Source organism: Desulfobacter sp. (genome assembly GCA_028768525.1).
Classification (GTDB): domain Bacteria; phylum Desulfobacterota; class Desulfobacteria; order Desulfobacterales; family Desulfobacteraceae; genus Desulfobacter.
In genome coordinates, this window is sequence record CP054837.1 from 2,529,952 (window position 1) to 2,556,319 (window position 26,368).

Annotated in this window: 27 protein-coding genes; 11 read left to right on the forward strand and 16 right to left on the reverse strand. The window is 56.6% G+C overall.

The features are described from left to right. Positions 1-11 precede the first annotated feature (11 nt). The 16 genes from HUN04_11600 to HUN04_11675 all read right to left on the reverse strand — a co-directional run bounded on the left by HUN04_11600 (position 12) and on the right by HUN04_11675 (position 13,552). Entirely contained in the window at positions 12-797 is a 786-nt protein-coding gene (locus HUN04_11600) for a BMC domain-containing protein (protein ID WDP90302.1), read from the reverse strand. Positions 798-828: 31 nt separating this feature from the next. Continuing rightward, the gene (locus HUN04_11605; protein WDP90303.1) at positions 829-1,503 is read right to left on the reverse strand and encodes a DUF861 domain-containing protein; all 675 of its coding nucleotides are present in this window, start codon (positions 1,501-1,503) and stop codon (positions 829-831) included. Positions 1,504-1,551: 48 nt separating this feature from the next. Continuing rightward, positions 1,552-2,100, reverse strand: coding sequence for a BMC domain-containing protein (locus HUN04_11610; GenBank protein WDP90304.1), 549 nt, complete (start codon positions 2,098-2,100; stop codon positions 1,552-1,554). A gap of 1 nt (position 2,101) precedes the next feature. Beyond that, positions 2,102-3,430 (reverse strand): 4Fe-4S dicluster domain-containing protein, encoded by a 1,329-nt coding sequence (locus tag HUN04_11615; protein ID WDP90305.1) that lies wholly within the window; start codon positions 3,428-3,430, stop codon positions 2,102-2,104. A 3-nt stretch (positions 3,431-3,433) separates the two neighbouring features. Next, positions 3,434-3,706 carry a EutN/CcmL family microcompartment protein gene (locus HUN04_11620; GenBank protein ID WDP90306.1) on the reverse strand — a complete coding sequence of 91 codons (273 nt, stop codon included), beginning with the start codon at positions 3,704-3,706 and terminating at the stop codon, positions 3,434-3,436. A gap of 21 nt (positions 3,707-3,727) precedes the next feature. After that, positions 3,728-4,570, reverse strand: a complete 843-nt coding sequence (gene eutJ, locus HUN04_11625) for an ethanolamine utilization protein EutJ (protein ID WDP90307.1) — start codon at positions 4,568-4,570, stop codon at positions 3,728-3,730. Continuing rightward, complete coding sequence (locus HUN04_11630; protein WDP90308.1) at positions 4,552-5,256, reverse strand: cobalamin adenosyltransferase; 705 nt, start codon at positions 5,254-5,256, stop codon at positions 4,552-4,554. The genes eutJ and HUN04_11630 overlap by 19 nt, the downstream gene beginning before the upstream one ends. After that, on the reverse strand, positions 5,253-5,705 hold the full coding sequence (locus tag HUN04_11635; protein ID WDP90309.1) for an ethanolamine utilization protein EutP: 453 nt from the start codon (positions 5,703-5,705) through the stop codon (positions 5,253-5,255). The genes HUN04_11630 and HUN04_11635 overlap by 4 nt, the downstream gene beginning before the upstream one ends. 10 nt (positions 5,706-5,715) lie before the next feature. Continuing rightward, entirely contained in the window at positions 5,716-6,075 is a 360-nt protein-coding gene (locus HUN04_11640) for a BMC domain-containing protein (protein WDP90310.1), read from the reverse strand. A gap of 16 nt (positions 6,076-6,091) precedes the next feature. After that, complete coding sequence (cutD, locus tag HUN04_11645) at positions 6,092-7,084, reverse strand: choline TMA-lyase-activating enzyme (protein WDP90311.1); 993 nt, start codon at positions 7,082-7,084, stop codon at positions 6,092-6,094. A gap of 27 nt (positions 7,085-7,111) precedes the next feature. Beyond that, entirely contained in the window at positions 7,112-9,676 is a 2,565-nt protein-coding gene (gene cutC, locus HUN04_11650; protein WDP90312.1) for a choline trimethylamine-lyase, read from the reverse strand. A gap of 15 nt (positions 9,677-9,691) precedes the next feature. After that, a complete protein-coding gene (locus HUN04_11655) occupies positions 9,692-11,182 on the reverse strand; it encodes an aldehyde dehydrogenase family protein (GenBank protein ID WDP90313.1) in 1,491 nt (496 codons plus the stop codon). 69 nt (positions 11,183-11,251) lie between these two features. Next, positions 11,252-11,563: a BMC domain-containing protein gene (locus HUN04_11660; GenBank protein ID WDP90314.1), complete on the reverse strand. Its 312-nt coding sequence runs from the start codon at positions 11,561-11,563 to the stop codon at positions 11,252-11,254. Positions 11,564-11,588: 25 nt separating this feature from the next. After that, a complete protein-coding gene (locus HUN04_11665) occupies positions 11,589-11,888 on the reverse strand; it encodes a BMC domain-containing protein (GenBank protein WDP90315.1) in 300 nt (99 codons plus the stop codon). A gap of 313 nt (positions 11,889-12,201) precedes the next feature. Continuing rightward, positions 12,202-12,468 carry a hypothetical protein gene (locus HUN04_11670; GenBank protein WDP90316.1) on the reverse strand — a complete coding sequence of 89 codons (267 nt, stop codon included), beginning with the start codon at positions 12,466-12,468 and terminating at the stop codon, positions 12,202-12,204. Further along, a complete protein-coding gene (locus tag HUN04_11675) occupies positions 12,455-13,552 on the reverse strand; it encodes a hypothetical protein (protein ID WDP90317.1) in 1,098 nt (365 codons plus the stop codon). Before HUN04_11675 ends, HUN04_11670 begins: the two co-directional genes overlap by 14 nt. A gap of 723 nt (positions 13,553-14,275) precedes the next feature. On the opposite strand from HUN04_11675, the gene HUN04_11680 reads away from it, so the two are divergent. The 11 genes from HUN04_11680 to HUN04_11730 all read left to right on the forward strand — a co-directional run bounded on the left by HUN04_11680 (position 14,276) and on the right by HUN04_11730 (position 26,335). Continuing rightward, positions 14,276-15,385 carry an iron-containing alcohol dehydrogenase gene (locus tag HUN04_11680; GenBank protein WDP90318.1) on the forward strand — a complete coding sequence of 370 codons (1,110 nt, stop codon included), beginning with the start codon at positions 14,276-14,278 and terminating at the stop codon, positions 15,383-15,385. A 321-nt stretch (positions 15,386-15,706) separates the two neighbouring features. Continuing rightward, positions 15,707-17,179, forward strand: coding sequence for an amino acid permease (locus HUN04_11685; protein ID WDP90319.1), 1,473 nt, complete (start codon positions 15,707-15,709; stop codon positions 17,177-17,179). Positions 17,180-17,273: 94 nt separating this feature from the next. Beyond that, entirely contained in the window at positions 17,274-17,618 is a 345-nt protein-coding gene (locus HUN04_11690) for a BMC domain-containing protein (protein ID WDP90320.1), read from the forward strand. Between the two features lie 31 nt (positions 17,619-17,649). Further along, complete coding sequence (locus tag HUN04_11695) at positions 17,650-18,219, forward strand: response regulator (GenBank protein ID WDP90321.1); 570 nt, start codon at positions 17,650-17,652, stop codon at positions 18,217-18,219. Positions 18,220-18,227: 8 nt separating this feature from the next. Beyond that, the gene (locus HUN04_11700) at positions 18,228-19,685 is read left to right on the forward strand and encodes a sensor histidine kinase (protein ID WDP90322.1); all 1,458 of its coding nucleotides are present in this window, start codon (positions 18,228-18,230) and stop codon (positions 19,683-19,685) included. A gap of 188 nt (positions 19,686-19,873) precedes the next feature. Next, positions 19,874-21,325, forward strand: coding sequence for an ethanolamine ammonia-lyase reactivating factor EutA (gene eutA / locus HUN04_11705; protein WDP90323.1), 1,452 nt, complete (start codon positions 19,874-19,876; stop codon positions 21,323-21,325). Positions 21,326-21,360: 35 nt separating this feature from the next. Continuing rightward, positions 21,361-22,725, forward strand: a complete 1,365-nt coding sequence (locus HUN04_11710; GenBank protein WDP90324.1) for an ethanolamine ammonia-lyase subunit EutB — start codon at positions 21,361-21,363, stop codon at positions 22,723-22,725. Between the two features lie 12 nt (positions 22,726-22,737). After that, positions 22,738-23,643, forward strand: a complete 906-nt coding sequence (gene eutC / locus HUN04_11715) for an ethanolamine ammonia-lyase subunit EutC (protein ID WDP90325.1) — start codon at positions 22,738-22,740, stop codon at positions 23,641-23,643. Positions 23,644-23,653: 10 nt separating this feature from the next. Further along, on the forward strand, positions 23,654-24,307 hold the full coding sequence (gene eutL / locus HUN04_11720; protein ID WDP90326.1) for an ethanolamine utilization microcompartment protein EutL: 654 nt from the start codon (positions 23,654-23,656) through the stop codon (positions 24,305-24,307). Beyond that, a complete protein-coding gene (locus HUN04_11725) occupies positions 24,307-24,837 on the forward strand; it encodes a BMC domain-containing protein (protein WDP90327.1) in 531 nt (176 codons plus the stop codon). The genes eutL and HUN04_11725 overlap by 1 nt, the downstream gene beginning before the upstream one ends. Positions 24,838-24,877: 40 nt before the next feature. After that, positions 24,878-26,335: an acetaldehyde dehydrogenase (acetylating) gene (locus tag HUN04_11730; GenBank protein WDP90328.1), complete on the forward strand. Its 1,458-nt coding sequence runs from the start codon at positions 24,878-24,880 to the stop codon at positions 26,333-26,335. Positions 26,336-26,368 lie beyond the last annotated feature (33 nt).

A 26,368-nucleotide genomic window follows, 5' to 3' on the forward strand; every position in this document is an offset into this window, starting at 1 on the left:
GGTCGTATCTATTATTTCTTAAAATGGGCCTCAAAGGCCTCAAGGAGTTTTTTCTTACTGGCCCTGGAAATCTTCTTCGCTTCCATGGGAAAATCCTTGTACTCCCGGGCCAGCTTTTTGACTTTCACCAGCTTGAGTTTATTCAGGGCCTCAAGGGCGGCATCTGCCGCCCCTCCGGCGACAAGCCTGTCAAAATCCTCCCGGTCCATGGACTCGGGATCCGCCGGAGTTTCGACGGGTTCGGGGACAGGCTCAGGGGCCGGTTCGGGTTCGGTATCCTCAGCCGGAACCTCAGGTTCAGATTCAGGTGCTGCTTCAATTTCGGGCTCAGGCGCGTCAGCCTGGGCGTCAGCTTCAGGTTCAACAGCCGGTGCAACTGCCTCAACAACAGCTTCGACTTCGGCAACGGGTTCAACTTCGGCTTCAGGTTCCAGATCAGCTTCAGGTTCAGCATCGGGGGTATTATCCGGTGCCGGCTCAGGATCCGAATCGGGTCCCGGCTCCGGGCCGGGATCTGTATCTTTCGGCGGATAAATCAGCCCTTCAATGGAAATGTCCGGGCGGGGGATCACATGGGTGGAAACCAGGGCGTCGGCATTAACCCGCTCAATGGCGGCCACGGCCGCATCCACGGATGCCTTGACGGCCCCCACATCACCGTCGATGGTGATGGTAACCAGCCCGGACCCGACCTTGGTTTTGTCCACAAGGCCGACATTAGCCGCCTTGAGCATGGCGTCCGCCCCTTCGATGGCTGCCACGAGCCCCTTTGTTTCTACTAATCCAAGTGCCTTCATTTTCTATCCTTATATATAGGTATCTCTTCTTTTAGAGTGCGGGATAGGTGGTGTAAAACACCTTACACTTATCAGGAGATCCCATGACCACCTTGGAACCCTTGGGCAGGAAAAACATGTCCCCGGCCTTGGCGGTGAAGGTCTGCCCGTCAACGGTGACCGTCATGGTCCCTTCAACGACGTAATCGGTCTCTTCATATTCCAGTTCCCAGTCAAACTGGGCGTTCTCAATTTCAAGGAGCCCGGAGGAGGTGGTGGCTTCCCCCTTGCCCACAAATTCCTGGTAGGAGACCTTGGCACCGGGAACGCCCACATCCAGGGGTTCCATGGTGACATTGTTCCCCCGGACCAGCTTCAGGCCGCTGCCGTGGGTTTCACTGACATAGGGGGCAGCCGGCTGGGCGGCAGGGTTGTCGTTGAACATCCCTTCCAGCATGCCCTTTTCCAGCATGGCCTTGAGGGCCTTGTAAATCATATCGCTGCTGATGTCGCCTTCGGCGCAGGCGGCTGCCGGTGCAGCGGCCGGTGCAGCGGCTTCACAGGCGGCAGGGGCAGCGGGAGCGGGTCCTTCAACCACTTCGATCTCGGCCTTTTTGATGGCGTCCTTGGCGGACGGGGTCAAGATGGCCTTGGGATCGACGTAGAGGGTTTTTCCCCCCTCTTTGACCAGCTCGTCGATATCTTTTGCACAAATTACTTTTTTCATGCCTTGCTTCCCTTTCATAAGTTTAGCGTTATCACGAATTTCAAATTTCTATAGCAGTGAGGGAACAATCCGGTCCGAGGGAGAGGGAATCACTTCCGCGTTCACCAGCAGGCCTTTGCCCTTGATCATGGATTTGCCGGCATCAACCCCCGCATTCACCGCGGCCACATCGCCGGTAAAGGTGAAAAAGGCTTTGCCGCCCAGGCCGTTGCCCATTCTCAGTTCAATGGCTTCCAGTTCGGCAGCCTTGAGGATGGCGTCAGCGGCAATGATCATGGTGGCCATGGAAAAGCATTCCACAATGCCGATGGCATTGACGGCCTCGGGCATGGTGGCCCCGGAAATGGCAGGGAAAATCCCCTTGGCCACATTGGGGATCACAATGGCGTCCACCAGGTATTCCTCGGCCAGCTCTTCCCCCACCTGTACGGAATTCTCAACCGAGGCCACATCCCCGGTCACAATTGCTATATATTTACCCGGGCAGGCGGAAACCGCGGTCACGATTTCCACTTCAGCGGTTTTAACCATCTGGTCGGCGGCGTAAATCCCCCGAGCAATACTTGTAAACTCAACCATTCCGATAGCGTTCTGCATATCAGTCCTTCCTTATGGCGATATAATCGTTTTCAACTCCCGTGACCCTGCCTGAAATGCTGGCATGGATGGGCGCGCCCAGGCTGCCTTCGGGGATATTACCTATGATCTGTCCTTTTTCGACCCGGTCGCCGGCGCTGACCGCCGGTACACAGGGAGCACCCACATGCTGCCGGGTGGCAATGCGCACTTCCGCAGGTTCCAGGGTCTGATCCGTAATGGGGGCATCCTGGTCAAAGCGGGTCAGTCCCAGCCGGGCGATGAGGCGCTTGCTGGGAACCTGGCGGTAATCCCGGTTGGCCCTGCCGCTGTAGCTTTCCTTGGTGGAAGTGTAGCGGATGTTTTTCTCTGCCAGTTTGCCCTTAAGCCATTCATTGGCCATACGGGGATGGAGGCCGGCGGGGCAGGAAAAGAGTTCGCAGAGGTTGCAGGAACAGCAGAGCTGGGCTGTGATGCCGGCTTCTTCAACGTCCATGCCGTAGTTGAGCACCCGCATCATCTTGTGGGGCTCCATGCCGTGGCCGATGAGGAACCGGGGGCAGAGGTCGGTGCACATGCGGCACTGCTCGCAGGTGGCCTTGTTCAGCCGTTTGGCCTGCTCAGGGGTCACGGTCTTTTTGCGGATCAGGGAATGGTCCTTTTTCAAAAGGATGTATCCCTTGGACACCTTGGTCACATGACCGTCGATGTTGTCCATGACAGGCCCCATCATGGGACCGCCGTCAATCACCCGGTAGTCGTCCAGGTTGTCCACGCCGGTGAGCGCCAGCACCTCTCTGACCGGGGTGCCCACGGGCACTTTCAGGGTCATGCGGTTGGGGATATCCCCGGCCAGGGTCAGCCAGGTTTCAGTAACGGCTTCACCCTTGGCTGCCCGGTGGATGTTCATGGCGGTTTCTGAGTTGGTCACCACACACCCCACGTTCAGGGGAATGCCGCCCTCGGGCACGGTACGGCCCAGCACCTCATAGACCATGATCTGCTCGTCACCTGCGGGGTAGACATCGGGAAGCTCCCGGATTTCCACATAATCCCCCATACTCAGCGCATCGATGCGCGCCTGGAGTCTGGCGATGACTTTTTTGTGTTTGTACTTGATGCAGAGCAGGGCCTTTTTGGCACCCACCTGCCTGCCGGCGGCGGCAAAACCCTGGATGATTTCGTCCGCATGGACATCCATGATCTGCTGGTCGACCCTGAGCAGGGGCTCGCATTCCGCGCCGTTGAGCAATATATATTCGGCCTGGGCCGCCAGCTTGACATGGGTGGGAAATCCCGCCCCGCCTGCGCCGACAATACCGGCCTGTTTTACTGAATCCAGAAGATCCATTCCTTACTCGTCTCCTTCAAAATTGCAGTCTTCATCAATAATTCCGACGATGGCGGCATCAATGGGGAGGCTGTCGTCGTTGAACATTTTCCGTGCCGAGGAACCGGTGCAAACCAGTACCCGGTCGCCGAATCCGGCGGAAATGGTATCCACAGCCACGATCTTCTGCCCCGCCATGGTGCCGCCCAGGACTTCCACCTGCATAAGCTTGAACCCGTTGAGCCCGTCCGCTTTACGGGTGGCCCAGACATTGCCGATGAGTTTTGCAGTCAACATATGTTTTCTCCTTTATGCCAATCAGCCTTCGGGGTTGTCGCAGCTCATGGCGATACCCAGGGGCGTGACAAAGAAGGGGTTTTTGGGCTTATGGGTGTAAATCCCGGTTGTTTTCTCTATGATTTCCTCAATGCCGGTGAGGCAGCAGGTCCCGCCTACCAGGGAAATTTCCTGGACGTTGTGACCTTCAATATGGCGCTTGACAATGGAGCCCACCTTTTCCACCACCGGCTTGAGCACGGGCAGCAGTTCGGCGTGGTTCTTAAACTCCCGCTTGTACTTGTCAGCTTCGTCAAAGGCCATTTTATAAGCCCCTGCCACCACCAGGGAAAAATGGGTGCCCCCGGTGGGCTCGTCATCCACGTAAACCACTTTCCCATCCTTGAGGATGGAAATGCCGGTGGTGCCGCCGCCGATATCCACCACGGCGCCGTCCTTGATTTTCAGCACCTCGTTGGCTGCCGTGGGCTCGTCAAAGAGACCGGTGAGTTCAAAGCCGGCCCCCTGGACCACATTTTTAATGGCCCCGCCGTCAAGGCTGTCGGTACCGGGAGGAATGGCAGCCGCTGCATAAATCAGCTCGGTGCCCAGTTTTTCTTCCACTTCCTCTTTCATCTCCCGGACCAGCTGTACCGCACCGATATAATCCACCACCATGCCGTCACGGACCACATCGGCCCAGCGGTAGGCACCGGCAACGGGTTTCCGGTTTTCGTCCAGCACGGCCAGCACAACGCAGGCCGTTCCCAGGTCCACCCCGGTATAGTATACAGGTGAGTTCGATTTCACCGGTTTTTCAACGACCTTTTCAAAGGCCTCGACCAGTTGGTCGCAATATTCGAAATTTACGCGTCTCTCAGACATTCTTTTCCTCCAAAAGCGGTGCAGATCATCTGCGATAATACATTGGCCACCCGGTTGACCCTGCGGTAGAGGTCGTCGTCTTTTCCCGCAGGATGGTTGGAGGCCTCGGCCAGGACGGCAAGTTCATACACGGCGCAGCGCAGCTTATCCAGCTTCAGGATCTGTCTGCCGTTCTTGGACTGGATGTGAAAGGGGGTAATCTCAAAACACTCCCCCAGGTCTTGGTCAAAATTATCCTGGTTGATTTTTGTGCAGGCCGTGCAGTCAAGGGATTGTTCCGGTGTTTCTCCCAGAATCATATTCCTGATGGCACCAACGGCCGGTGAAAGCTCCATAATGGTTTTGGCAAAATTGACATCGGTCTCCAGAAAATCATACCCGGTTTCAAGGAAGAGGTTTTCCAGGGACCTGGCCCGGGCTGCCAGCATCTTGTCTGCGCTGGGCCCGGCGCTAGGCCTGTCTGCGGCTTGGGCCGCTGCTTCAGCCCCATCCGGGGTCACGGTGTCGGCCTTTTTTTCCCAGGCCTTTTTCTTGACAGGGGCGCCGGGCTCAATGAGTCGGATCCGCTTATCCGAGAGGAAGGACCGTCCGCCGGGGGTCAGCCGGGCATCGGCCCCGAGCTCGTATTCGGTAAAGGCCCCTTTTCTGTACAGGTCCCTGAGCGTGAATTCCGTTATAAATTTCATTGCATCAGCCCTTGTTCTTCTAAATAGGTTGTCAATTCAGCCATTCCATCTCCGGAACGGCCGGAAACTTTATAATAAGGCTGCGCGGCGCCCAGCCGTTTGAGGTGGGCCAGGCAGCGGCCTTCATTTTCCGGGTTCAGGTCGGTTTTGGTGACCACACCGGTCACCGGGCAGTTAAATACCTTGGCAAAGCCCGGGGCCCCGATCTCCCGGCAGCGGCCCTGGTCCACCAGCATCAGAATGTGGGCCGCGTGGTTCTGGGCCGCGGAGATCAGGTGGCGGTACATCCAGGGGGTCTCGATATAGGACCCGGGCACATCCATGGTGTGCTTTCCGAAGATCAAATCCTGGGTTTTGCGCACCGGCCCTTCCACCCCGTTGATGGCATTGGCCAGGGTGGTCTTTCCGCATTCCGAAGGCCCGATGAGCATGATCCGCCGTTTTCCCATTAGGATTCCCTTAAAACCGGGTGACCGGCACCACGGTAAATCCCAGAACGGTTTTCAGCACATCTGTCACCTGTTCCAGGGCAGTTTCAACACTCTGAACGTCCCCGCCAACCACCAGAGATCCGGTGAACCGGTCCAGAAACCCGATCTCGACATCCGCCGCCTTTGTGGCAATGTCCGCCGCAATAATGGCGGTCTCATAAGGGGTGAGGGTGAGGATGCCGATGGCGCCCCGGCCGTCAATTCCTAAGCGGTCGTAAATGTCCTGGGTGGGTGCGGCAATGACATGGGCGATGGTCACCTGTTTGCCGGGGACTGTTTCCTGGATCACCCGGGTCAGTTCGTTTTCTTTTCCGTCAAATATTCCCATGTTTCTCTTCCCCGGCCTAGTGGCGGATCACCGCCACCGGAAAATCATAATCCTGGATGGCCTTTTCGATTCTGTCCAGATCTTCGTTGCTGAGGCTCGGGTCCCCCTCAATGGGATATTCCCAGCCCAGCCGATTGTATTTGCTGACCCCCATTTTATGGTAGGGCAGAAGGTCGATGCCCTTGAAATTCTTATAGTCCCGGAAGGGCATGAGGAACTCGATGGTCCGTGCAATATCCGCTTCCGTATTGTTCACTCCCTTGAGCAGGGGCATCCTGATCTTAACGTTGTGCCGCCGGTTGAGCAGGGTGGTCAGATTGGTGAGAATCAGTTCGTTTCTCACACCGGTCAGCTCAAAGTGGCGGTCGGAATCCATGTGCTTGAGGTCAAAGAGAAAGAGGTCGCAGAATTCGGCCACGGCCAGGACATTATCGGTCTTGGCATAGCCGCAGGTTTCCATGGCCGTGTTGATGCCCGCCTGCTTGCAGGCCGCCAGCAGGCTCACCGCCGCACCGGGCTGCATCAGGGCTTCCCCGCCTCCCAGGGTCACCCCGCCGCCGGAAACATCGTAAAAGGGCTTGTCCTCTTCAACGATTTCCAGAAGCTCGGAGATGGTCTTTTCCTCGCCGACAACGGAGAGGGCGGAAACCGGACAGGCCTCTTCGCAGAGCCGGCATCCGATGCACTTGGAATTTTTCACAAATTCGTGAATGCCCTCCGGGGACATTTTATGGACCCCGGAAGGGCAGACGTCGACGCAGGCCCCGCAGTCCACGCAGACTTCGCGTTTGTACAGAACCTGGTAATGCCGTTTCTGGCTTTCGGGATTGGAGCACCATTTGCACCTCAGGGGGCACCCTTTGAAAAATACAAGGGTCCTGACGCCCGGGCCGTCATACATGTTATACTTCTGTATGTTGAAAACCCTGGCCTTCCGCTCAATTACAGCGCCGTCGGCATTGGCGCCCCGGCAGTTGGAGCCGGTGGGTATGGTGGTCGTCGTACTCATGGTGCTCGTTTCCCGTTCTTTATTAGGTTACACTACCTGATGCAGCATGGTTCTGGAGATAATCTCATCCTGAACATCCTTGCACAGCTCCACAAAGAAGGCGCTGTACCCGGCAACCCGGACCACCAGGTCGCGGTAGTTTTCAGGATGCTTCTGGGCATCCAGAAGCACGTCGTTATCCAGGTAGTTGAACTGCATCTCTCCGTTGCCCAGCATGCAGGCGGTACGGATCAGGGTGATCAGCCCGTCTTCGCCTTCCTTGGTGGACAGCAGCCCGGACATCAGCTTGAAGTTGTGCACCATGCCGATGTTCATATTGTCGTTGGACAGCTTGGAGATGGACTTGATAATGGCGGTGGGGCCCTTAAAGTCCGCGCCCTGGGTGGGGCTGATGCCGTCGGACAGGGGCAGCCAGGCATTACGTCCGTTGGCGGAGGCGCCCAGCAGCTGGCCGAAGGGGGTGTTGTTGGAGATGGACAGGGTGCCGTGGCTCAGTACGGAGTACAGGGTTTTAAATTTTCTGTGCTCCATTTCGGTGAAGTTGATGAGATCGGCGGCGATCATATCGGCGTAATCGTCATCGTTACCGTATTTGGGGGCAGCCAGGCAGTCGGCCTTGATCTGCTCAAACCCGACGAAGTCGGCTTTCAGGGCTTCGTTCATCTGGGCCAGGGTGTATTTCTTGTCTTCAAATACCAGCTTCTTGATGGCAGCCATGGAGTCGGCGTAGGTGGCCAGGCCGCTCCAGATAACCCCGGGGCCGAAGTTGTACATGGCACCGCCGGCGGACACATCCTTGCCGGATTCCATGCAGCCTTCGTACATCATGGACATCAGGGGTTTGGGAGCCAGTTCCCTGTGGACCCGCTGGGAGATAACCGTTGCAATGGAGGTCTTTTCGGTGACCCATTTAATGGTGTCCTTAACGGCACCTTCAAATTTTTCCCAGGTGTCAAAGGAATTGACGTCACCGTAATCCGGGGTAACCGGTTTGCCGTACCAGAGGGGCACCCCATTGTTGAGCACCAGCTCGATGCAGATGGGCCACTGGGTGTAACCGGTGGAGGTCCACTGGTAGAGGCGGCCGGATTTCTGGGGCTCTACACAGCCCATGAGGCAGTAATCCCGGGCATCTTCAATGGAAACGCCCTTGGCCAGCATCATTTTGATGTGGGTGTCGTCAAAATGGATGGCAGGGAAACCCATGCCGGACCGGATGACGTCCACAATCTTTTTCAGGTATTTCTGGGGGGACTTATTGTGCACACGGGTGGCCAGGGAAGGCTGGTAGATCTTCACGTGCCGGACCGCATCCATGAGCAGGTAGGTCAGGTCGTTGGTGGCATCCCGTCCGTCACGGGTCACGCCGCCCAGGCACATGTTGACGAAGGGCTGGTAACCGGCAAAGAACTTGGAGCCGTCTGCGGAGGTGATCCACATCATTTCGGACATCTTGATGAGCATACAGCCCGCCAGATCGAATGCTTCGTATTCGGTCATGCGGCCGGCTTCAAGGTCGGCCTTGAATAAGGGGTACATGTACTGGTCAACACGGCCGATGGACATGCCGGTCTGGTTCTCCTCAACGGTCAGCAGGGACTCGATGGTCCATACCGCCTGGATGGCTTCCCAGAAGGTTTCGGGCTTGTGGGCAGGCACCCGGGCATTGACGGCGGCGATCTTTTCCAGCTCGGCACGCCGGCGGGGATCCGCCTCTTTGGCGGCCAGCTGGGAGGCGTACTCGGAGAGGCGCCGGGCGTAGATCATTACACCCTCGGCAGTGTCAATGAGGGACTTGTAGTAGTAGATCTTGTCAATATCTTCAGGATTTGCATAATCCAGTTTTTCCAGGTGCTCCCTGGCTTCGGCCTGGATGTCCAGCATGCCCTTTTTCATGAGGATGACGTCGTATCCGGGGTTGGAGTCGCCGCCGCCGTTCACGGCATGGTAGGAGCAGTCGGAGACATAGGATTCACCGGACATTTCCCAGAGGCCGGCTTCCCGGTACTGGTCTTCGCAGTATTCATCAACGGATTTGCCTTCCCAGTAGGGGAAAAGCTCTTCCCGCATGATCTTTTTGTCTTCTTCTGAAATAAAGAAGGGATCCTGGGCACGGGTGCCGATGGTATCCAGCTCGTCCAGCATCCACCGCCATGCAATGTCCGGAGAGCAGGAGCCTGCACGGGGAGCGCCGTTGGGGGCACCGACGATGAGCTCGTTCTCCTGGATGACCAGGGGTGCGGTCTCGCAGCAGTACTTGAAGCATTTGCCGCGGAGAACGGTCTTGGGCATGCCGGGGTTTTCCTTGGCGATCTTGGTGATGGCCCGGGCCCGGTGGGTGGTGATGGAGGGCACCTGTTTCAGGAAATTGGCCTTCAGGGCCGCGTGGCGTTCGGTGGGGCCCTCGGGGATCCCGGTGCCGGCCGGAGCAAAAGAGGCCGGGGCGGCAGCTGCCGCAGCACCGTTGGCGGGCGCTTCTTTGGCGATCTCGGCGGAAACGCTTTCAAACATTTTTTTCAGGGACTCGCGTTCCTGGGGGCTCATATGTTTGGTGGCTTCCGCAAGTTTTTCAGAAAAATCACGAATATCCAAAATTATTACCTCCCTTTAGGGGTTTACCTTCCCGTCAACCGCCCCTTTGAGAATGCGATAGAGGATCTGCAGTTTTTCAGAATCCGTATCAGCGTCAATCGTCTTGGGAGCTGAGAGAGAAGGTGTCTCTTTATTTAAATCTATGGCGTCGGCCTTCCTTACCCCGTAGCCCACCTTGCGGACGTAAATGAGGTTAAGTGGCGACACGTTGTCGGATGTAATGCCGTGGCCGGCGGAGCCGCTGCCCAGGGTCATGGAGGGGAACATATTGGTGGTGGCCCCCATGCCCCCCAGGGTGGCCGGGGTATTGACCAGCACCCTGGCAACGGGTTTTTTCAATGCAAACTGGCGGATAACATCTTCATCCCCGGAATGGATCACCAGGGTATGCCCGCCGCGCTCGGTGAGCAGGATTTCAATGCACTTTTCGCAGGCTTCACGCCAATCTTCTTCCACATAATAGGTCAGAATGGGGCAAAGCTTCTCCTTGAGGTAGGGATCGCTGGGGGAGACATATTTGCGCTCTGCAATGAGAACACTGACATTTCCCGGAACGGTAATCCCCGCCCTGAAGGCCAGGTCCCTGGCACAAATCCCCACCATTTTGGGGTTGAGTCCGCCCACGGGGCAGTAAAACAATCCCGCAAGCCGGTCGGCCTCCTCTTTGGTCATGAAATAGGCGCCGTTGGCCTCAAGGGCCGCCCTCACCTGCCCGTCTATGGGCCCGTCTACCACTATGGACTGCTCGGCAGCCGCAACAATACCGTTATCAAATGTCTTGCTGGCAATGATGTCCTTTACGGCCTGGTCAACATCGGCGGTGCGCTCGATAAAGGCCGGCCCGTTTCCGGTCCCGGCATAAATCAGGGGCTTTCCTGCTTTTTCGGCATCCGCCAGCATGGAGGGGACGCCGGTGTTCAGGATCATGGAAACCAGACTGTGGTTCATCAGCTCCCGGGTACCGCCGGCGGCCACGGTGTGCAGATAGGCCACCGCGCCCTTGGGCATCCCAGCGGCCTGGGCCGCGGAAATGATGATGTCCAGCACCACGCCCATGGTTTTCCTGGCCCTGGGATGGGGGGAAAAAACCATGGAATTACCGGATTTAACGGCGATCATGGCATTGTACAGGGTGGTGGAAACCGGGCTTGTGGCCGGGCAAAGCGCCAGGACCACGCCCATGGGCACGCCCACGTCCATCATCTGCATCTGCCGGTCTTCATTGATGATGCCCACGCAGCGCATGGACCGCAGCTGCCTGCGGGCATATCCGCAGACGAATTGATTTTTCTTGAGCTTGTCTCCGGGAATACCGTACTCGGTTTCCTCATGGGACATGAGGGCCAGATCCTCGACCCGGGCCTCCACGGCCTCGGCCATGGATTCCACGATCCTGTCCAGTTTTTCCTGGGAAAAACCGGCAAGGATTTTCTGGGCTTCAAAGGCGTTTTCTGCCAGAATCCGGGCTTCCTGGATGGAGAGCAGATCGTTGTCTATGATATTCATCCTGGAATTCTCTCCTTATCTCGTCTGCATATGGGTTACCGTTGCCGTCTTTAATCCACCGTCGCCGGATTAGGCTTCCTGGGGCAGCAGGTTTTCTATTTTGTAGCGTTTGGTGATTTTCTCCAGGTCCGGATGGGGCGTGGGGATAACCACTGAAGAGTAGAGTTCGCCTTCCATCTCTTTTACCGCCTGGACACCGGCTTCAACAGCCGCCTGGCAGGCAGCCACATCGCCCCGGACCAGAACGGAAATATAACCGGAAGCAGTATTCTCATACCCTTCAAGTTCAACGTCAGCAGCCTTTACCATGGCGTCTGCCGCCTCCAGCACGAATACAAGACCGAAGGTCTCAACCATTCCCAATGCTCTTGCTTTGGCCATTTTAAAATTCCCTTCTAAATCTTAATTACTCGAAATCAACGTCATGGACAGAAACAATGTCACCCACTTCCCTGATGGGACGGGGCATTACGTTCTGGGCCGTCAGTTTGCCGATGGACTCAGCAGCCTTGGCGCCGGCTTCAACGGAAGCCTTCACAGCAGCCACATCACCCTTGACCATGATGGTCACGAGGGTGGAGCCGATGTTCTCGTAAGAAATCAGTTCAACGTCAGCAGCCTTGAGCATCTGGTCCGCAGCATGCAGCGCGGGCACCATGCCCAGGGTTTCGATAAGTCCTAATGCTTCTTCTCCTTGGTACCGCATTAATTTTTCTCCTTAAAAATTGGTCCTTTATTAGAATCCACTTTTTTGCGGTGAGCAGGATACAGCTTTCCCCTTAGGGGAAGGTCAAGGGTTTTTTTCAAAAAAAAATAATTTTTTGTTAAAAAATGTAAAAGACTTAACTGGCCGGATTAAAAGGAATTAGCCGAAAGGAAAGGGACAGGGGGGTTCAGGGTATATCAGAGAGAAGATTCCCCTGAGATAAGGTTAAAAAAAATCCCTGCCCGGTACCGCCATGGGCAGGCACCGGGACAGGGATTTTATAGAAATCAATGCTGAATCAGCAAATCATACATTAATCTGCAATGTAATGATTAATGGTGTCAGCACCTTCTTCATGGGCACGGTAGTAAACCTTCAGCTCGTTGTCGGAACCCATTTCGAACCGGGTTTCTTCAAGCAGGCCGTTGGCTTCAGCCGTCATGATGGCGGAAATCACGGAGGGTTTCCTGAAAGCCTTAAAGCTGGCATAGTCACCCTTCAGGGCGTTCATCACATCATCGGCACAAGCTTCTTCTACCTTGGTGAAGTATTTCAGGATGGCGTAATTAAGCGGCTTCATAGTTTACCTCCTCTTTTTTCTTGAACAGGTCAAGGGGGTTCAGGGCGATGATAAAGATACCGGCTACCATTACGACAGCACCAGCCCAGGCGATGGGCGGAATGGACCAGCCGTCAAGACCGAAGGCCACGCCGAGTACCAGCCAGCAGCAGAAGGGGCCCCAGAAGGAGAAGGTACCGTTACAGGACATACCCAGGGCAGCACCGCACATGGAGTTGCCTTTGTACCAGAACATGAAGGAAAGGTAGGCACAGAGACCGGAAACGGCAAACCATACAATGGAGGTATCGCCGAAGGCCTGGCCGATAAGGGCGAAGGTGTCGGCTTTGCCGTCCATCATGCCGAAAATGGGAACCAGGATGATGAGGTTGGACAGGCCGGAGGTGACCTGGCGGATGGTGATGCCGATCTCGGAATCGATCATGGAGGTACCATAACCGCATACGCAGCCTTCAAAACCCCAACCAAGGGCAGCCAGGAAACCGAAGAAGATACCGATGGCCATGCCTTCGGAACCGCCGGAGATGCTGGTGCCGCCGATCATCAGAGATGCGCCGAAGCAGATGGCAATACCCAGCAGCATGCGGGCGCTCAGTTCCTGTTTAAACATGAAGCGGCCCAGGATGGCACCGAAAGCCGGGCACAGGGCACTGATGGGAACAACAATGGAACCGGCTTTCTGCAGGCCGATAACATAGCAGGTACTGGCAAAGGGCCCGCCGATGAGAGCGGCCCCAACCATAACCATGCCGGGTTTGGTCTTCAGGCACCTGAAAAAGTCGCCGATCAGGCCTCTGACGCCGGCGGCGCCCAGGGCCCAGACAGCACTGAGGATGTCGTTGGTGGCTGCACCGAGTGCACCCAACAGATAAGTAATGGCAAAGGCGGACAACCCTGCGGTGTTGGCGCCGTACCAGTCCACCCAGGCGCCTTTGGACATGCCCAGGGTCATAAAAGCGGTATAAAACCCATAAAGCAGACCGGATGCCAGGGCAATCATTATACCCTTTCTTTTGAAGTCTGCGGCGAGTTTTGCCTTTGCGGCAAATGCTGCCGCATTCTGTGAGCCGGATACTCCACTCATAATTAACTCTTCCCTTCTCGTTAAAGATTTATATTATACCCCACATCCATGCAAAACCCAATTTATGCATAAAATTCAGGGATCTTCATTTTCGAGGGGCGAGTATATCTTTACCCCTAAGGGGAAAGTCAATGTAATTTTTTAGTAAAAATACATTTTTTTTCAAAAAAATTTCCAGAAATTATTGCAAAGGGCGATATCATGCCTGCTGCCGGCCTCCATTCTTGCCTAACCCCGGGATATGATACCCAATATCCTTGGCGCAAGGCCCGTTTACAAAACTGGCCTATCAAATTAAGTTTTCAGCGAAAAGCACGGCAATTTCCCCCCAATCGGCTTTTTAAACAGACCGCCTTGATCAAAAAGGATACATTCCGCAATTAAAAAAACTGTTTTTTAAAAAAAATGAGGAGGCAAGGCCGGAATATCCTGCCCCCCTCCATCAAATAGCAAAAAAGCTGACCGGTATTGACAAAAAATCCGGATCGGCACAGAGGACAGGGCAGCCCGGCCTTTCAACATCACCCATCATTCCATTTTTCTGATCCCTCCCCCTTGACAAACCCCGCTGATTTGAATATTTTACCGCTCTCCAACACCGCCGATTTTATTTTGACATACATTAAGCGCGTACAGCAGACCGCCACAGTTCCCCAAGCACCATACGTCCGTCCCCGCTGTTACGGCTTTCATCTGCAACCGAAATAAAAGGTTAATCAGCCCATGACCCAGTTTAACGGAAGAACAAAAATCTGCTATGGCGAAGACGCCATGAACGTTATTGAGACCCTGCCTCTGAAACGGGCCCTGGTGGTCACCGACCCCTTCATGACCCAGATCGGATTTGCTGACCGGATCATCAGCGCCCTGGACCGGGCCAGGATTCCCCACAGCCTCTTTGACCGGGTGGAACCCGACCCCTCCCTGGAGACCGTCACCCTGGGCACCCATGAACTGGTACAGGCCGGGGCAGACGGCATCATCGCCCTGGGGGGCGGCTCTGCCATCGATGCGGCCAAGGCCATGATGTACTTTGCCTACAAGGCCATGGGCGAAAAAGACAAGCCCCTGCTGGTGGTCATCCCCACCACCTCCGGCACCGGCTCCGAGGTCACCTCTTTTTCCGTGGTCACGGACACGGCCAACCAGACCAAAATCCCCCTGTCCGACGAGCTGCTCATCCCGGACATGGCCATCCTGGACGCCCGGTTCACCCGGACCGTGCCCCCGGCCATCACCGCGGACACGGGCATGGATGTGCTCACCCATGCCATTGAGGCGTTTACCTCGGTGGATGCCAACATCTTTGCCGACATCTACTCGGAGCACGCCATCCGGGATGTATTCAAATACCTGGTCCGGGCCTATGAAAACGGGGATGACATGCGGGCCAGGGAACGGATGATGGTGGCCTCCTGCATGGCCGGCACCGCCTTTTCCAACTGCGGACTGGGTATCTGCCACAGCCTGGCCCACGCCCTGGGCGGGATCTTTCACATCCCCCACGGCAAGGCCAACGCCGTGATGCTGCCCCACGCCATCACATTCAACACCCTGGAAGCCGGCGAGCGGTACAAAACCATTGCCGAAATGATCAACCTGCCGGCATCCTCCGTGGCCACGGGCACAAAGAGTCTGGTTCTGGCCGTCCAGAGCCTTAACGAACATATGAACATTCCCCTGCGGATCCGGGATCTGGACATTGAAGAAGCCGAATTCAAATCCGCCCTGGGGGACCTGTCGGTAAAGGCACTGGAAGACCCCTGCTCGGCCTATAACCCCAGGAAACCCTCCTTTGAAGAGATACGCCACCTATTTGAACAGGCCTGGTAAACAGGCATTTAGATTGCAGAACAATTAAGTTCAACACATATTGCGGCCGGGAAACCGGCCGTAATATTTTTGTAAAAAAGATGTTGTCATTCGGATTTTTTTGTGGTACCTATCCCGCTAATTTGGAATGAATGTCGCTGTACAACGGCGTGGGGCGACAGGGCAAACAACGAAGCTTGCTGACAAGTGACCGAAAACGGAACACTTGCTGCAGGCTTTTTTTATTTGTGGCGGACGGTAGGCTTTCCGGCCTGGACGGACAGTGAAAAGGGGAGACACCGGCTGCGGAAACAAGAGTTTTATTTCTTTTAAGGAGTAATTATGGCAGGTCAAGACGACAAGTATTTTGAACAGCGGGAGCTGAAAAAAGGAGCGGCCGGTTGGGTGCTTCTTTCATTCCTGGGTGTCGCTTACGTTATTTCAGGCGATTTTGCGGGCTGGAACTTTGGTATTGAAAAAGCCGGATGGGGCGGACTGCTTATCGCCACCGTCCTTATGGCGGTGATGTACACCTCCATGGTACTTTCTGAAGCGGAACTTTCCACCATCATCCCCTCCGCCGGCGGCGGCTACGGATTTGCCCGCCGGGCCTTCGGCCCCCTGGGCGGCTACATGACCGGCATCGGCATCTTATTCGAATACTGCATTGCACCGGCGGCCATTGCCTGCTTCATCGCCGGTTACTGCTCATCCCTGTTCGGGGCCGGCGGTTCCCTCATCGCCTATGTGCCCGAAGGACTTCAGGGTATGGCAACCATTCTTCTGGGCGGCACCTGGATGACCAAGCTGCTCTTTTACGTGGTATTTGTGGGTGTCCACCTTTACGGCGTGGGCGAAGCCCTGACCCTGTGCATGATCATCACCGTCATCGCCGTACTGGCCCTGGCTGCATTCATCTTTTCCATGGTTCCCCATTTCAACCCGGCAAACCTCTTCGACATCGCTCCGGCCAAGGACGTTGCCGGCGCCTCCACCTTCCTGCCCCATGGCTGGATGGGTGTCTGGGCCGCCCTGCCCTTCGGCATGTGGTTCTTTCTGGGCGTTGAAGGGATCCCCCTGGCAGCGGAAGAATGCCAGGATCCCACAAAAGATATGCCCAAGGCCATCATCACCGCCATGATTACCCTGCTGATCTTTGCCGCCCTGATCCTGGTATTCGGTCCGGCCGGTTCTTCATCCGCCCTGATCCAGAGTGCAGCCGATCCCCTCATCGGCGCCATCCAGTCCCCCAACGCCTACGGCGGACCGACCTTTGTCTCCCGTCTGATCAACGTTGTCGGCCTGGCCGGCCTGGTTGCCTCCTTTTTCTCCCTGATCTTCGGCGCCTCCCGGCAGTTTTTCGCCCTTTCCCGCGCTGGCTACCTGCCCACCTTCCTCTCCCTCACCGGTAAACGGAAGACCCCATGGGTATCCCTGCTGGCCATCGGCGGCATCGGTTTTTTCCTGTCCCTGATCATTGACGGTGACAGCCTGCTGGTCATCGCCGTATTCGGCGCATCCATCTCCTACATCCTCATGACGGCTTCCCATTTCGTCCTGAGAATGAAAGAACCCAATTTGCCCCGTCCCTACAAAACCCCCGGCGGGAAACTGACCTCAGGCATCAGCGTTGTCCTGGGCTGCTTTGCCTTTGTGGCATGCTTCCTGGCCAATGCCAAGATGACCTGCATCGCCGCGGTCATTTACGCCGCGTTTATCCTTTACTTCCAGCTTCACAGCCGTCATCACCTGATCGCCAAAGCACCGGAAGAAGAGTTTGCAGCCATTGCTGCAGCCGAAGAAGGACTGAACTAGTCAGGTAAATACACCCACGGCCGGGCCCGGAATGAACACCGGGTCCGGCTTGACGGCTACCTTATATATATATTACCTTTCACAGGCGGGTTAAATGGACGAAGGAAAACAACGGGTCATACAGGAATACGTACCGGGGAAACAGCTGACCCTGGCCCATATCATCGCAAAACCCTTGAAAACGGTTTGTGAACAGGTGGGCATAGAAGGGAATTACGATGCCATCGGCATTTTGACCATCACCCCGGGGGAAGCCGTTATCATTGCGGCGGACGTGGCCACCAAGGCAGCGGATGTGGCCTTGAGTTTTCTGGACCGTTTCGGCGGTTCCCTGGTCATGTCCGGGGATGTGGCCAGCGTGGATGCGGCTGTCCATGAGGTGGTCTCCCACTTCCAGGATAACCTTAAATTTGCTGTGGTTCCCGTCACCCGGTCCTGACCGCCGGAACCGCCTTGAGGATGAATAGATAATGGAATACAGGATTGTAATAGCAGACGACGAACCTATTACACGAATGGATATCCGGGAGATATTGACCAGTTCCGGCTACAACGTGGTGGGTGAGGCATCGGACGGATTTGACGCCGTGGAGATGTGCAGGAAAGAAAAGCCCGACATGGTGCTGCTGGATATTAAGATGCCCCTGCTGGACGGCCTTAAGGCCGCCCGCATCATCCACGAGGAAAGACTGGCCTCGGCCATCCTACTGATCACGGCCTACAGCGGAAAGGAATTTGTGGACCAGGCCAAGGTGGCGGGGGTCATGGGGTATGTGGTCAAACCCATCCGGGAGGAATCCCTGCTTCCCATGATAGAGGTGGGCATTGCCAAGGGAAAAGAATTTTGTGAAAAGGACAGGGAAATCGCCAAAACCCGGCAGCGGCTGGAAGACCGGGCGGTGATCGAAAAGGCCAAGGGAATTCTGATGCAGCAGAAAAACATCGGCGAAGACGAGGCCTTTCAGATGATCAGAAAACTGGGTATGGACAAACGCCGGCCCATGCGGGATATTGCCGAAATCATCCTGCTCAGCCAATAGGTTCAGCCATGGAAATGATCGAAAAAATATGCAGGGAACATACGGATCTGGCCGAGAGCGACATCCGGCATATTGAAGAAGTGGCCGAGACCCTGGAAGCCGTGGCCGACCTCATGACCGCGGATGTATTCATTGACTGCCGCACCCGGGATAAGGATGTGGCAGTGGTGGTGGCCCAGGCCCGCCCCTCCAACGGCAAAACCCTGTACAAACGATCTGTGGTCGCAGAATTTGCATACCGGAGCAACGAGCCGGCGGCATTGCGGACCCTGGACATCGGCATGCCCACCATGGACATGATGGCCAAGACCCAGGAAAACAGGGATGTCCGCCAGAATGTTTCCCCCATTAAAAATAAAAGGGGCCGGGTGATTGCCTGCCTCATCGCGGAAACAGATATCACCGCAGACCTGAAAACCAAGCGCCACCTTTCCATGCTGTCCAGGACCACGGAACAGCTTACCGAAGCCCTGATCTCCATGCTCAACAAGGAGAAGGGGATCCCCTACCACGTCACCGACGGAATTGCCATCTTCAACCGGGAAGGGATCTGCGTATACACCAATCCCGTTGCCCGGGGCATCTATAAAAAACTGGGGTACATGAACGAACCCGAGGGCCTTGTATTTTCCAACCTGGCCCTTGAAGACATTGATCTGGAAACAATTTTTGAAAAGAAACAGGTAAATTCCTCCGGCGTCAACCTGGGCGGCCTGGTACTGAACATTAAATACACCATTATGCAGAGCAAAGAAAATGCCCGTCCCACCGGCGCGGTCATGCTGATTTCCGATGAAACCGCCGTCATGGCCAAGGAAAAGGAACTCATCCTCAAATCCGTGGCCATCAAAGAGATTCACCACCGGGTGAAAAACAACCTCCAGACCATTGCCAGCCTGTTGCGGCTGCAGTCCCGGCGGGTCGACAACGAATCCGCCAAACGGGCGTTTTCCAAAAGCATCAGCCGGGTGCTGAGCATTGCCGCCACCCATGAAATCCTGGCCCAGAACGGGGTTGACGATGTGGACCTCACGGTCATGATCAACCGGATTTTAAACAGTGTGGCCGGACACAGCCTCTCCGCCAGCCGGGGAATTAAAATCGATATCACCGGGGACGCCATCCACACCGATTCCGATGTGGCCACCTCCATTGCCCTGGTGGTCAACGAACTGATCCAAAACTGCATTAAATACGCCTTTGTGGGCAGAGACCACGGCACGATTACCGTGGAAATCAGGAAAGGCACCGCCTATTCCAATATCTGCATCACCGATGACGGCATCGGATTTGATGAGGATAAAGTGGACACCAGCATCTCCCTGGGCACCTCGATCGTCCGGCAGCTGGTGGAAGGCAAACTGGGCGGCACCCTTCAGGTGGAGTCCGGTGCCGGCGGCACCAAGGTGCTTTTTGATTTTGTTACGGGCAATGCGCCCAGCGAAGAAGAAACAAACCGGCCGTAACGCCGGCGACCCGGGATAACCGGGCAATATACAACTTGTAGTCCTGCACAACGGGGTGCGGGACGGAAACAGGCAACGAAGCCTTGATTCAGCGGACAGGTATACCCGCGTGGATTAAGGCTTTTTTATTTTGGCAAAAACTACGGCAGGCCGCACAGGTCGCGGCAAAGAGACAAGGAAGGAACACATTGGAAGATAATATCCTGAGCGTGGGCATTGATATCGGCACATCCACCACCCAGCTGGTGTTCAGCCAGATCAAACTCCAGAACATGGCCAACGTTTTTTCCGTGCCCAGGATTACCATCATGGAAAAGGAACTGGTATTCACCAGTGACATCCACGAAACCCCTCTGGTATCGGCAAAGGAAATCGACGGCCCCAAAGTACGGTCCATGGTTGAAGCCGAGTATACCAGGGCCGGGATCACCCCGGACCAGGTGGGCACCGGGGCGGTGATCATCACCGGGGAGACCGCCAGGAAATCCAATGCCGCCCAGGTTCTGGACACCCTTTCCGGCCTGGCCGGAGAATTTGTGGTGGCCACGGCCGGCCCGGCCCTTGAGGGCATCATTGCCGGAAAGGGCGCCGGCGCCCACACCGTTTCCAAGGAACGGGGTGCAGTGGTCGCCAACCTGGATATCGGCGGCGGCACCACCAACATCGCCGTATTCTGCAACGGAGAGGTCATCGACACCTCCTGCATGGACATCGGCGGCCGCCTGGTCAAATTCTCCGACCGGACCGGCAAAGTCTCCTACGCCTCAAAAAAGGCACAGCTTCTGGCCCGAAGCCTGGGGATATCTCTGGAACCCGGACAGGTCCTGACCCAATCCGGCATCCACACCCTGGCCCAGGGCATGGCAGGCATTCTGGAACAGTCCCTCGGCACGGCCCTGCGCAGCCGGGTACTGCCGGAGATGGCTACGGACAAGCTGCTGAAACTGGATTACGACATTGATTATATCACCTTTTCCGGAGGGGTGGCCGAATGCATGAACCAGGATAAAATCAACCCGGATAACCGGAACATGGATCCCTTTGCCTTCGGGGACCTGGGCATTTATCTGGGCCGGGCCCTGGCCGCCTCCAGCCTGCCGGAAAAACTCACCGTACTGGCGGCCAAAGAGACCATACGGGCCACGGTGGTGGGGGCCGGTTCCCACACCACCAGCATCAGCGGGTCTACGGTAACCTTTGCCGAAGAGGCCCTGCCGGTGCAGGATGTCCCTGTATTAAAGCTGTCAAAAGAGGATGAGGCCGCTCCCTATGAGCAGTGGGCGGATATCATCTCGCAAAAGGTCAACTGGTTTGCCCTGAGGGGAGAGGACCTGATGCCCGCTCTGGCCTTTAAAGGCCCTGTTGCGCCCGGCTTTGACGAGATACAGACAATGGCCCGGAGCATTATTGCCGGCATGGATGCCGTCATGACACTTTCCGCCCCCCTGATGGTGGTGGTTGAAAACGACCTGGCCAAAGCCCTGGGCCAGGCTTTAAGGGCGCAGCTGGCAGGCAAAAAGAAGGTCATCTGCATTGACTCGGTTGCCGTTGAAAACGGCGACTACATCGACATCGGCAAAGGCCTTGCCAACGGCAATGTGGTGCCGGTGATTGTAAAGACATTGGTCTTTGGCTATTGAGGACCCTAAATCCCATACACTTGAGGAACACGCAAATGAGATTAAAAACAAAACTATTTGGAACCCTGTATTCCTTTAAAGACGTCAACGACGTCATGGCAAAGGCCAATGAGGAAAAATCCGGGGACCAGCTGGCCGGTGTGGCCGCCGCCTCCGTCACCGAAATGGTTGCGGCAAAGGAAGTCTTGAGCAATCTGACCCTGGCGGATCTGAGAAACAACCCGGCCGTCCCCTATGAGCAGGACGAAGTCACCCGGCTCATCCAGGATGACGTCAACGAACGGATCTACGGCAGTATCAAAAACTGGACCGTTGCAGAACTGAGGGAATGGCTCCTCTCCAATGAAACCGACAGCGCAGCCATCCGCCGCATTTCCAGGGGGCTCACCTCGGAAATGGTGGCGGCCGTGGCCAAGCTCATGTCCAACCTGGACCTGGTCTATGCGGCCTCAAAAATTGAAGTGACCGCCCATTGCAACACCACCATCGGTAAAAAGGGGACCCTGGCCTTCCGCCTCCAGCCCAACCACACCACCGACGACCTGGACGGCATCCGTATCTCCACCTATGAGGGGCTGAGCTACGGGGTGGGGGATGCGGTCATCGGCCTCAACCCCGTAAATGACACGGCCGACTCCGTGGCAGCCATTCTCAGACTCTTCCAGGAGATCAAGGAAACCCACGACATCCCCACCCAGACCTGTGTGCTGGCCCACGTCAACACCCAGATGGAGGCCATCCGGCAGGGGGCCCCCGCCGATTTGATCTTCCAGAGTATTGCAGGGAGTGAAAAGGGCAACACCGCCTTCGGCCTGAGTGCGGCCACCATGGCCGAGGCCCGGGACCTGGCCCTCAAGGAGGGCACCGCCACCGGGCCCAATGTCCTTTACTTTGAAACCGGCCAGGGCTCCGAGCTTTCCTCCGACGCCCACCACGGAGTGGACCAGGTGACCATGGAAGCCCGGTGCTACGGGTTTGCCAAACACTTTTCCCCCTTTTTGGTGAACACCGTGGTCGGGTTCATCGGCCCCGAATACCTCTATGACAACAAGCAGGTGATCCGGGCCGGACTGGAGGACCATTTCATGGGCAAGCTCACCGGGCTCCCCATGGGGGTGGACGCCTGTTACACCAACCATATGAAGGCCGACCAGAACGACATTGAAAACCTGGCCGTTCTCCTGTCAGCCGCCGGCTGTACCTATTTCATGGGTATTCCCCAGGGCGACGACATCATGCTCAACTATCAGTGCACCGGCTACCACGACGCCTCAAGCCTCAGGGAAACCCTGGGACTGCGCCCGGTCAGCGAATTCGACCAATGGCTGGAAAAAATGGGCTTCCGTGAAAACGGCCGTCTGGGCAGACGGGCCGGCGATGCCTCGGTTTTTATCAAGTAGGAGGAGACTACGGTGATTTCAGAAGATAAGCTAAAAGCAATAATTGAAGATGTAATGGGCAGCCTGAACGCCGCTGGCGCTGCCAACGCGGCTGACACTGCCGGTGGAGCCGGTGCTGCCGGAGCCGGTGGCTCCTCAGCCGCCCAGGTAAATGACGACGCCCTTGAGGACCTGGCCGCCGTTGACCTGAAAAAAGAACTGCTGGTGCCCCACCCCCACAACCGGGAGATGTACCTCAAACTTAAGGAGACCACTCCTGCCCGAATCGGCATCTGGCGCTCCGGCCCCCGGCCCCTGACCCGTTCCCTTCTCCGGTTCCGGGCCGACCATGCCGTGGCCCAGGATGCCGTATTCAATAATGTGTCCGACGAATTTACCCAAAAACTGGGTATTGAAACCCTCCAGAGCTGCTGCACGGACAAGGATGAATTCCTCACCCGCCCGGACCTGGGGCGCAGACTGCCTGAAGACCAGGCCGCCAAGCTCAAAACCATCTGCCCGGCCAACGCCAGGGTCCAGATCTATATTGCCGACGGTCTGAGTTCCACGGCAGTGGAAACCAATGCCGAAGATACCTACAAGTCCATTGTCCAGGGTCTTACCGGCATGGGCATCCAGGCCAACCCCCTGTTTTTCCTCAGATACGGCCGGGTCCCCTCCATGGATGTGGTCTCCGAGCTGATCACCCCGGAGGTGACCGTATTGCTCATCGGCGAACGGCCGGGCCTGGCCACCGGAGAGAGCATGTCCTGCTATATGGCCTACAAGGCATCCACCACCATGCCCGAAGCCAACAGAACAGTGATTTCAAACATCCACAAAGGCGGGACCCCGGCCGTTGAGGCAGGGGCCCACATTGCCGGTGTCATCAAAAAAATGCTGGATCAGAAGGCCTCGGGCCTGGATCTCAAACTATAGGAGAACTCCCATGAAAGGTGATGCATTACGCACAGAGGTGCTGGCCATCCGCATGATTCCCAATGTGGATTCGGCCCTGATCAAGGAACTGAAGCTGCCCGACGGCCACAGAAGCGTGGGCATGATTACCACCGACTGCGACGACGTGGGATATGCCGCCCTGGACGAGGCCACCAAAAAGGCCGTTGTATCAGTGGCCTATGCCAAATCATTCTACGGCGGTGCGGATAACGCCAACACCAAGCTGGCCGGTGAATTCATCGGCATCCTCTCCGGGCCCAACCCGGCCGAGGTCAAAGCCGGGGTGGAGGCCGCCATCGATTATGTTGAAAACGACGCCTGTTTTTACTCGGCCAATGAAGACGACTCCATTGCCTATTTTGCCCATTGTATTTCCCGGACCGGCTCCTATCTCTCCGAAACCGCAGGGATCCGGGAAGGCGAGGCACTGGCCTACCTCATTGCGCCCCCCATTGAGTCCATTTTTGCACTGGACGCGGCCATGAAAGCGGCCGACGTCACCATGGCGTCTTTTTTCGAGCCCCCCTCGGAAACCAACTTCGGCGGCGGCCTTCTCACCGGCAGCCAGTCCGCCTGCAAGGCGGCCTGTGACGCCTTTGCCGATGCGGTGATCTCCATTGCCGACAATCCGTTGAGGTACTAATGGATTCCCGGGCATTGGGACTTTTGGAAACCTTTGGGCTGATACCGGCCATTGAAGGGGCCGACGCCGCCGTAAAAACCGCTGAGGTGGAACTCACCGGCCTTGAGCGCATCGGTGCCGGCCTTGTCACCGTCAAATTCAGGGGGGATGTCTCCGCTGTGAACGCGGCCATGGAATCCGCCCGGACCGCCGCCGCCCGCCTGGGCGAGGTCCGGTTCCACACCGTGATCGCCCGGACGGGGGAAGGCCTGTCCCAGATCCTGGACGGGCCGGCACCTGAACCGGCGGCCAGACCGGTTCAGAACAAACCCGCGCCGGCGCCGGCAGTGCAAAAAAAAGCCGCAGAGCCCCTTGAGGAGGCCCAGCCGCCAGCCCCACCAGCTGAAGAGGAGCTGGCAGGCATGAAGGTCACCCAGCTCAGGCAGCTGGCCCGGTCATTGAAAGGATTTCCCCTGTCCCGGAAAAAGATAAAATTTGCCAGGAAAGAGGAACTCATCGCAAAGATAACCGAATACAGAAGCAAACAATAGGGCGCCGTAAAAATCCAGGCACCTATATATAAGGATAAATATGGTAGTAGATAAAGACTTACTCTCCCTTCAGGAAGCCCGCTCCCTTGTCCGGGGGGCCAGAAAGGCCCAGGAATTCCTGGCCGGCCTCTCCCAGGAACGGGTGGACGCCATGGTAAACGCCATTGCCGAGAAGGGTCAGGCCAATGCCGAGGAACTGGCAAAAATGGCCATGGAAGAGACCGGGTTCGGCAAATGGGAAGATAAAAAGGCCAAGAACATCCTGGCCACCCGGGATCTTTACGCCCACATCGCCCCCATGAAAACCATGGGGATCATCAACGAGGACAGGGATAAGAAAATCCTTGAAATTGCCTCGCCGGCCGGTGTGATTGCGGCCCTGATCCCTTCAACCAATCCCACGTCCACCACCTTTTACAAGGCCATGATTTCCCTGAAGGCCGGAAACGCGGTGGTCTTCAGCCCCCATCCCTCGGCGGCCGGATGCATCCGCAAAACCGTCGAGGTCATCCAGGAGGCCCTTGCCTCCCAGGGGGCGCCGGTGGACCTGGTGACCATGATGAGCATCCCCACCATCCAGGGTACCGCAGAGCTGATGAAGCAGGCCGACCTCATCCTGGCCACCGGCGGCCCCGGCATGGTCAAGGCGGCCTACAGCTCCGGCACCCCGGCCCTGGGCGTGGGCGCCGGCAATGTCCCGGCCTTTATTGAAAGAAGCGCCGACATCACCAAAGCCGTATCTCGGATCATGGCCTCCAAGACCTTTGACAACGGAACCGTCTGCGCCTCTGAACAGGCCATTGTCACCGAAAACATCATCGACGATGATGTGGCCGAAGAGTTTGCCGCCCAGGGCGGCTACTTTCTTTCAGAGGAGGAAGTGGCCCGTGTCAAACCCGTGATGGAGCGGGCAGGCGGCAGCATGAACCCGGCCATTGTCGGCAGAAACGCCCAGTACATCGCCGACCTGGCCGGCATCAAGATCCCGGCCGGTACCCGTGTGCTGGCCTACCGGGAAAAAGGTGTGGGGCCTGAATTTCCCTTTTCCAAGGAAAAGCTCACCGCCCTCATCGGATATTACACCGTGGCGGACTGGCAGGCCGCCTGTGACCTTTGCCACAAACTGCTGAAGAACGGCGGTATCGGCCACTCCCTGGCCATCCACTCGGAAAACGATGAAGTGGTCCGGGAATTTGCCATGAAAAAACCGGTCTCCCGCCTCCTGGTGAACACCCCCTCCACCCAGGGGGCCGTGGGCATTACCACGGCACTGCCCCCCTCGTTTACCCTGGGATGCGGCACCGTGGGCGGCAGCTCCACCTCGGACAACGTGGGGCCCATGCACCTGTTCAACGTAAGATACCTGGCCTACGACACGGGCAAATGCCCGGTGGACAAACCGGCCTCAGTATCCTGCACCGCCTCCGCCGGCAATGATATGGATACCCAGGTCAAGCAGATAACCGAGCTTGTCCTGGCCCAGCTGAGCAAGATGTAACCTAAGAATTTTAGCAACAAGAATAAACGCCAA

Bases quoted from the DNA above. Each gene is read 5' to 3' on its own strand.
- HUN04_11600 (WDP90302.1), bottom strand. From the start codon at position 797: ATGAAGGCACTTGGATTAGTAGAAACAAAGGGGCTCGTGGCAGCCATC.
- HUN04_11605 (WDP90303.1), bottom strand. From the start codon at position 1,503: ATGAAAAAAGTAATTTGTGCAAAAGATATCGACGAGCTGGTCAAAGAG.
- HUN04_11610 (WDP90304.1), bottom strand. From the start codon at position 2,100: ATGCAGAACGCTATCGGAATGGTTGAGTTTACAAGTATTGCTCGGGGG.
- HUN04_11615 (WDP90305.1), bottom strand. From the start codon at position 3,430: ATGGATCTTCTGGATTCAGTAAAACAGGCCGGTATTGTCGGCGCAGGC.
- HUN04_11620 (WDP90306.1), bottom strand. From the start codon at position 3,706: ATGTTGACTGCAAAACTCATCGGCAATGTCTGGGCCACCCGTAAAGCG.
- eutJ (WDP90307.1), bottom strand. From the start codon at position 4,570: ATGTCTGAGAGACGCGTAAATTTCGAATATTGCGACCAACTGGTCGAG.
- HUN04_11630 (WDP90308.1), bottom strand. From the start codon at position 5,256: ATGAAATTTATAACGGAATTCACGCTCAGGGACCTGTACAGAAAAGGG.
- HUN04_11635 (WDP90309.1), bottom strand. From the start codon at position 5,705: ATGGGAAAACGGCGGATCATGCTCATCGGGCCTTCGGAATGCGGAAAG.
- HUN04_11640 (WDP90310.1), bottom strand. From the start codon at position 6,075: ATGGGAATATTTGACGGAAAAGAAAACGAACTGACCCGGGTGATCCAG.
- cutD (WDP90311.1), bottom strand. From the start codon at position 7,084: ATGAGTACGACGACCACCATACCCACCGGCTCCAACTGCCGGGGCGCC.
- HUN04_11655 (WDP90313.1), bottom strand. From the start codon at position 11,182: ATGAATATCATAGACAACGATCTGCTCTCCATCCAGGAAGCCCGGATT.
- HUN04_11660 (WDP90314.1), bottom strand. From the start codon at position 11,563: ATGGCCAAAGCAAGAGCATTGGGAATGGTTGAGACCTTCGGTCTTGTA.
- HUN04_11665 (WDP90315.1), bottom strand. From the start codon at position 11,888: ATGCGGTACCAAGGAGAAGAAGCATTAGGACTTATCGAAACCCTGGGC.
- HUN04_11670 (WDP90316.1), bottom strand. From the start codon at position 12,468: ATGAAGCCGCTTAATTACGCCATCCTGAAATACTTCACCAAGGTAGAA.
- HUN04_11675 (WDP90317.1), bottom strand. From the start codon at position 13,552: ATGAGTGGAGTATCCGGCTCACAGAATGCGGCAGCATTTGCCGCAAAG.
- HUN04_11680 (WDP90318.1), top strand. From the start codon at position 14,276: ATGACCCAGTTTAACGGAAGAACAAAAATCTGCTATGGCGAAGACGCC.
- HUN04_11685 (WDP90319.1), top strand. From the start codon at position 15,707: ATGGCAGGTCAAGACGACAAGTATTTTGAACAGCGGGAGCTGAAAAAA.
- HUN04_11690 (WDP90320.1), top strand. From the start codon at position 17,274: ATGGACGAAGGAAAACAACGGGTCATACAGGAATACGTACCGGGGAAA.
- HUN04_11695 (WDP90321.1), top strand. From the start codon at position 17,650: ATGGAATACAGGATTGTAATAGCAGACGACGAACCTATTACACGAATG.
- HUN04_11700 (WDP90322.1), top strand. From the start codon at position 18,228: ATGGAAATGATCGAAAAAATATGCAGGGAACATACGGATCTGGCCGAG.
- HUN04_11710 (WDP90324.1), top strand. From the start codon at position 21,361: ATGAGATTAAAAACAAAACTATTTGGAACCCTGTATTCCTTTAAAGAC.
- eutL (WDP90326.1), top strand. From the start codon at position 23,654: ATGAAAGGTGATGCATTACGCACAGAGGTGCTGGCCATCCGCATGATT.
- HUN04_11725 (WDP90327.1), top strand. From the start codon at position 24,307: ATGGATTCCCGGGCATTGGGACTTTTGGAAACCTTTGGGCTGATACCG.
- HUN04_11730 (WDP90328.1), top strand. From the start codon at position 24,878: ATGGTAGTAGATAAAGACTTACTCTCCCTTCAGGAAGCCCGCTCCCTT.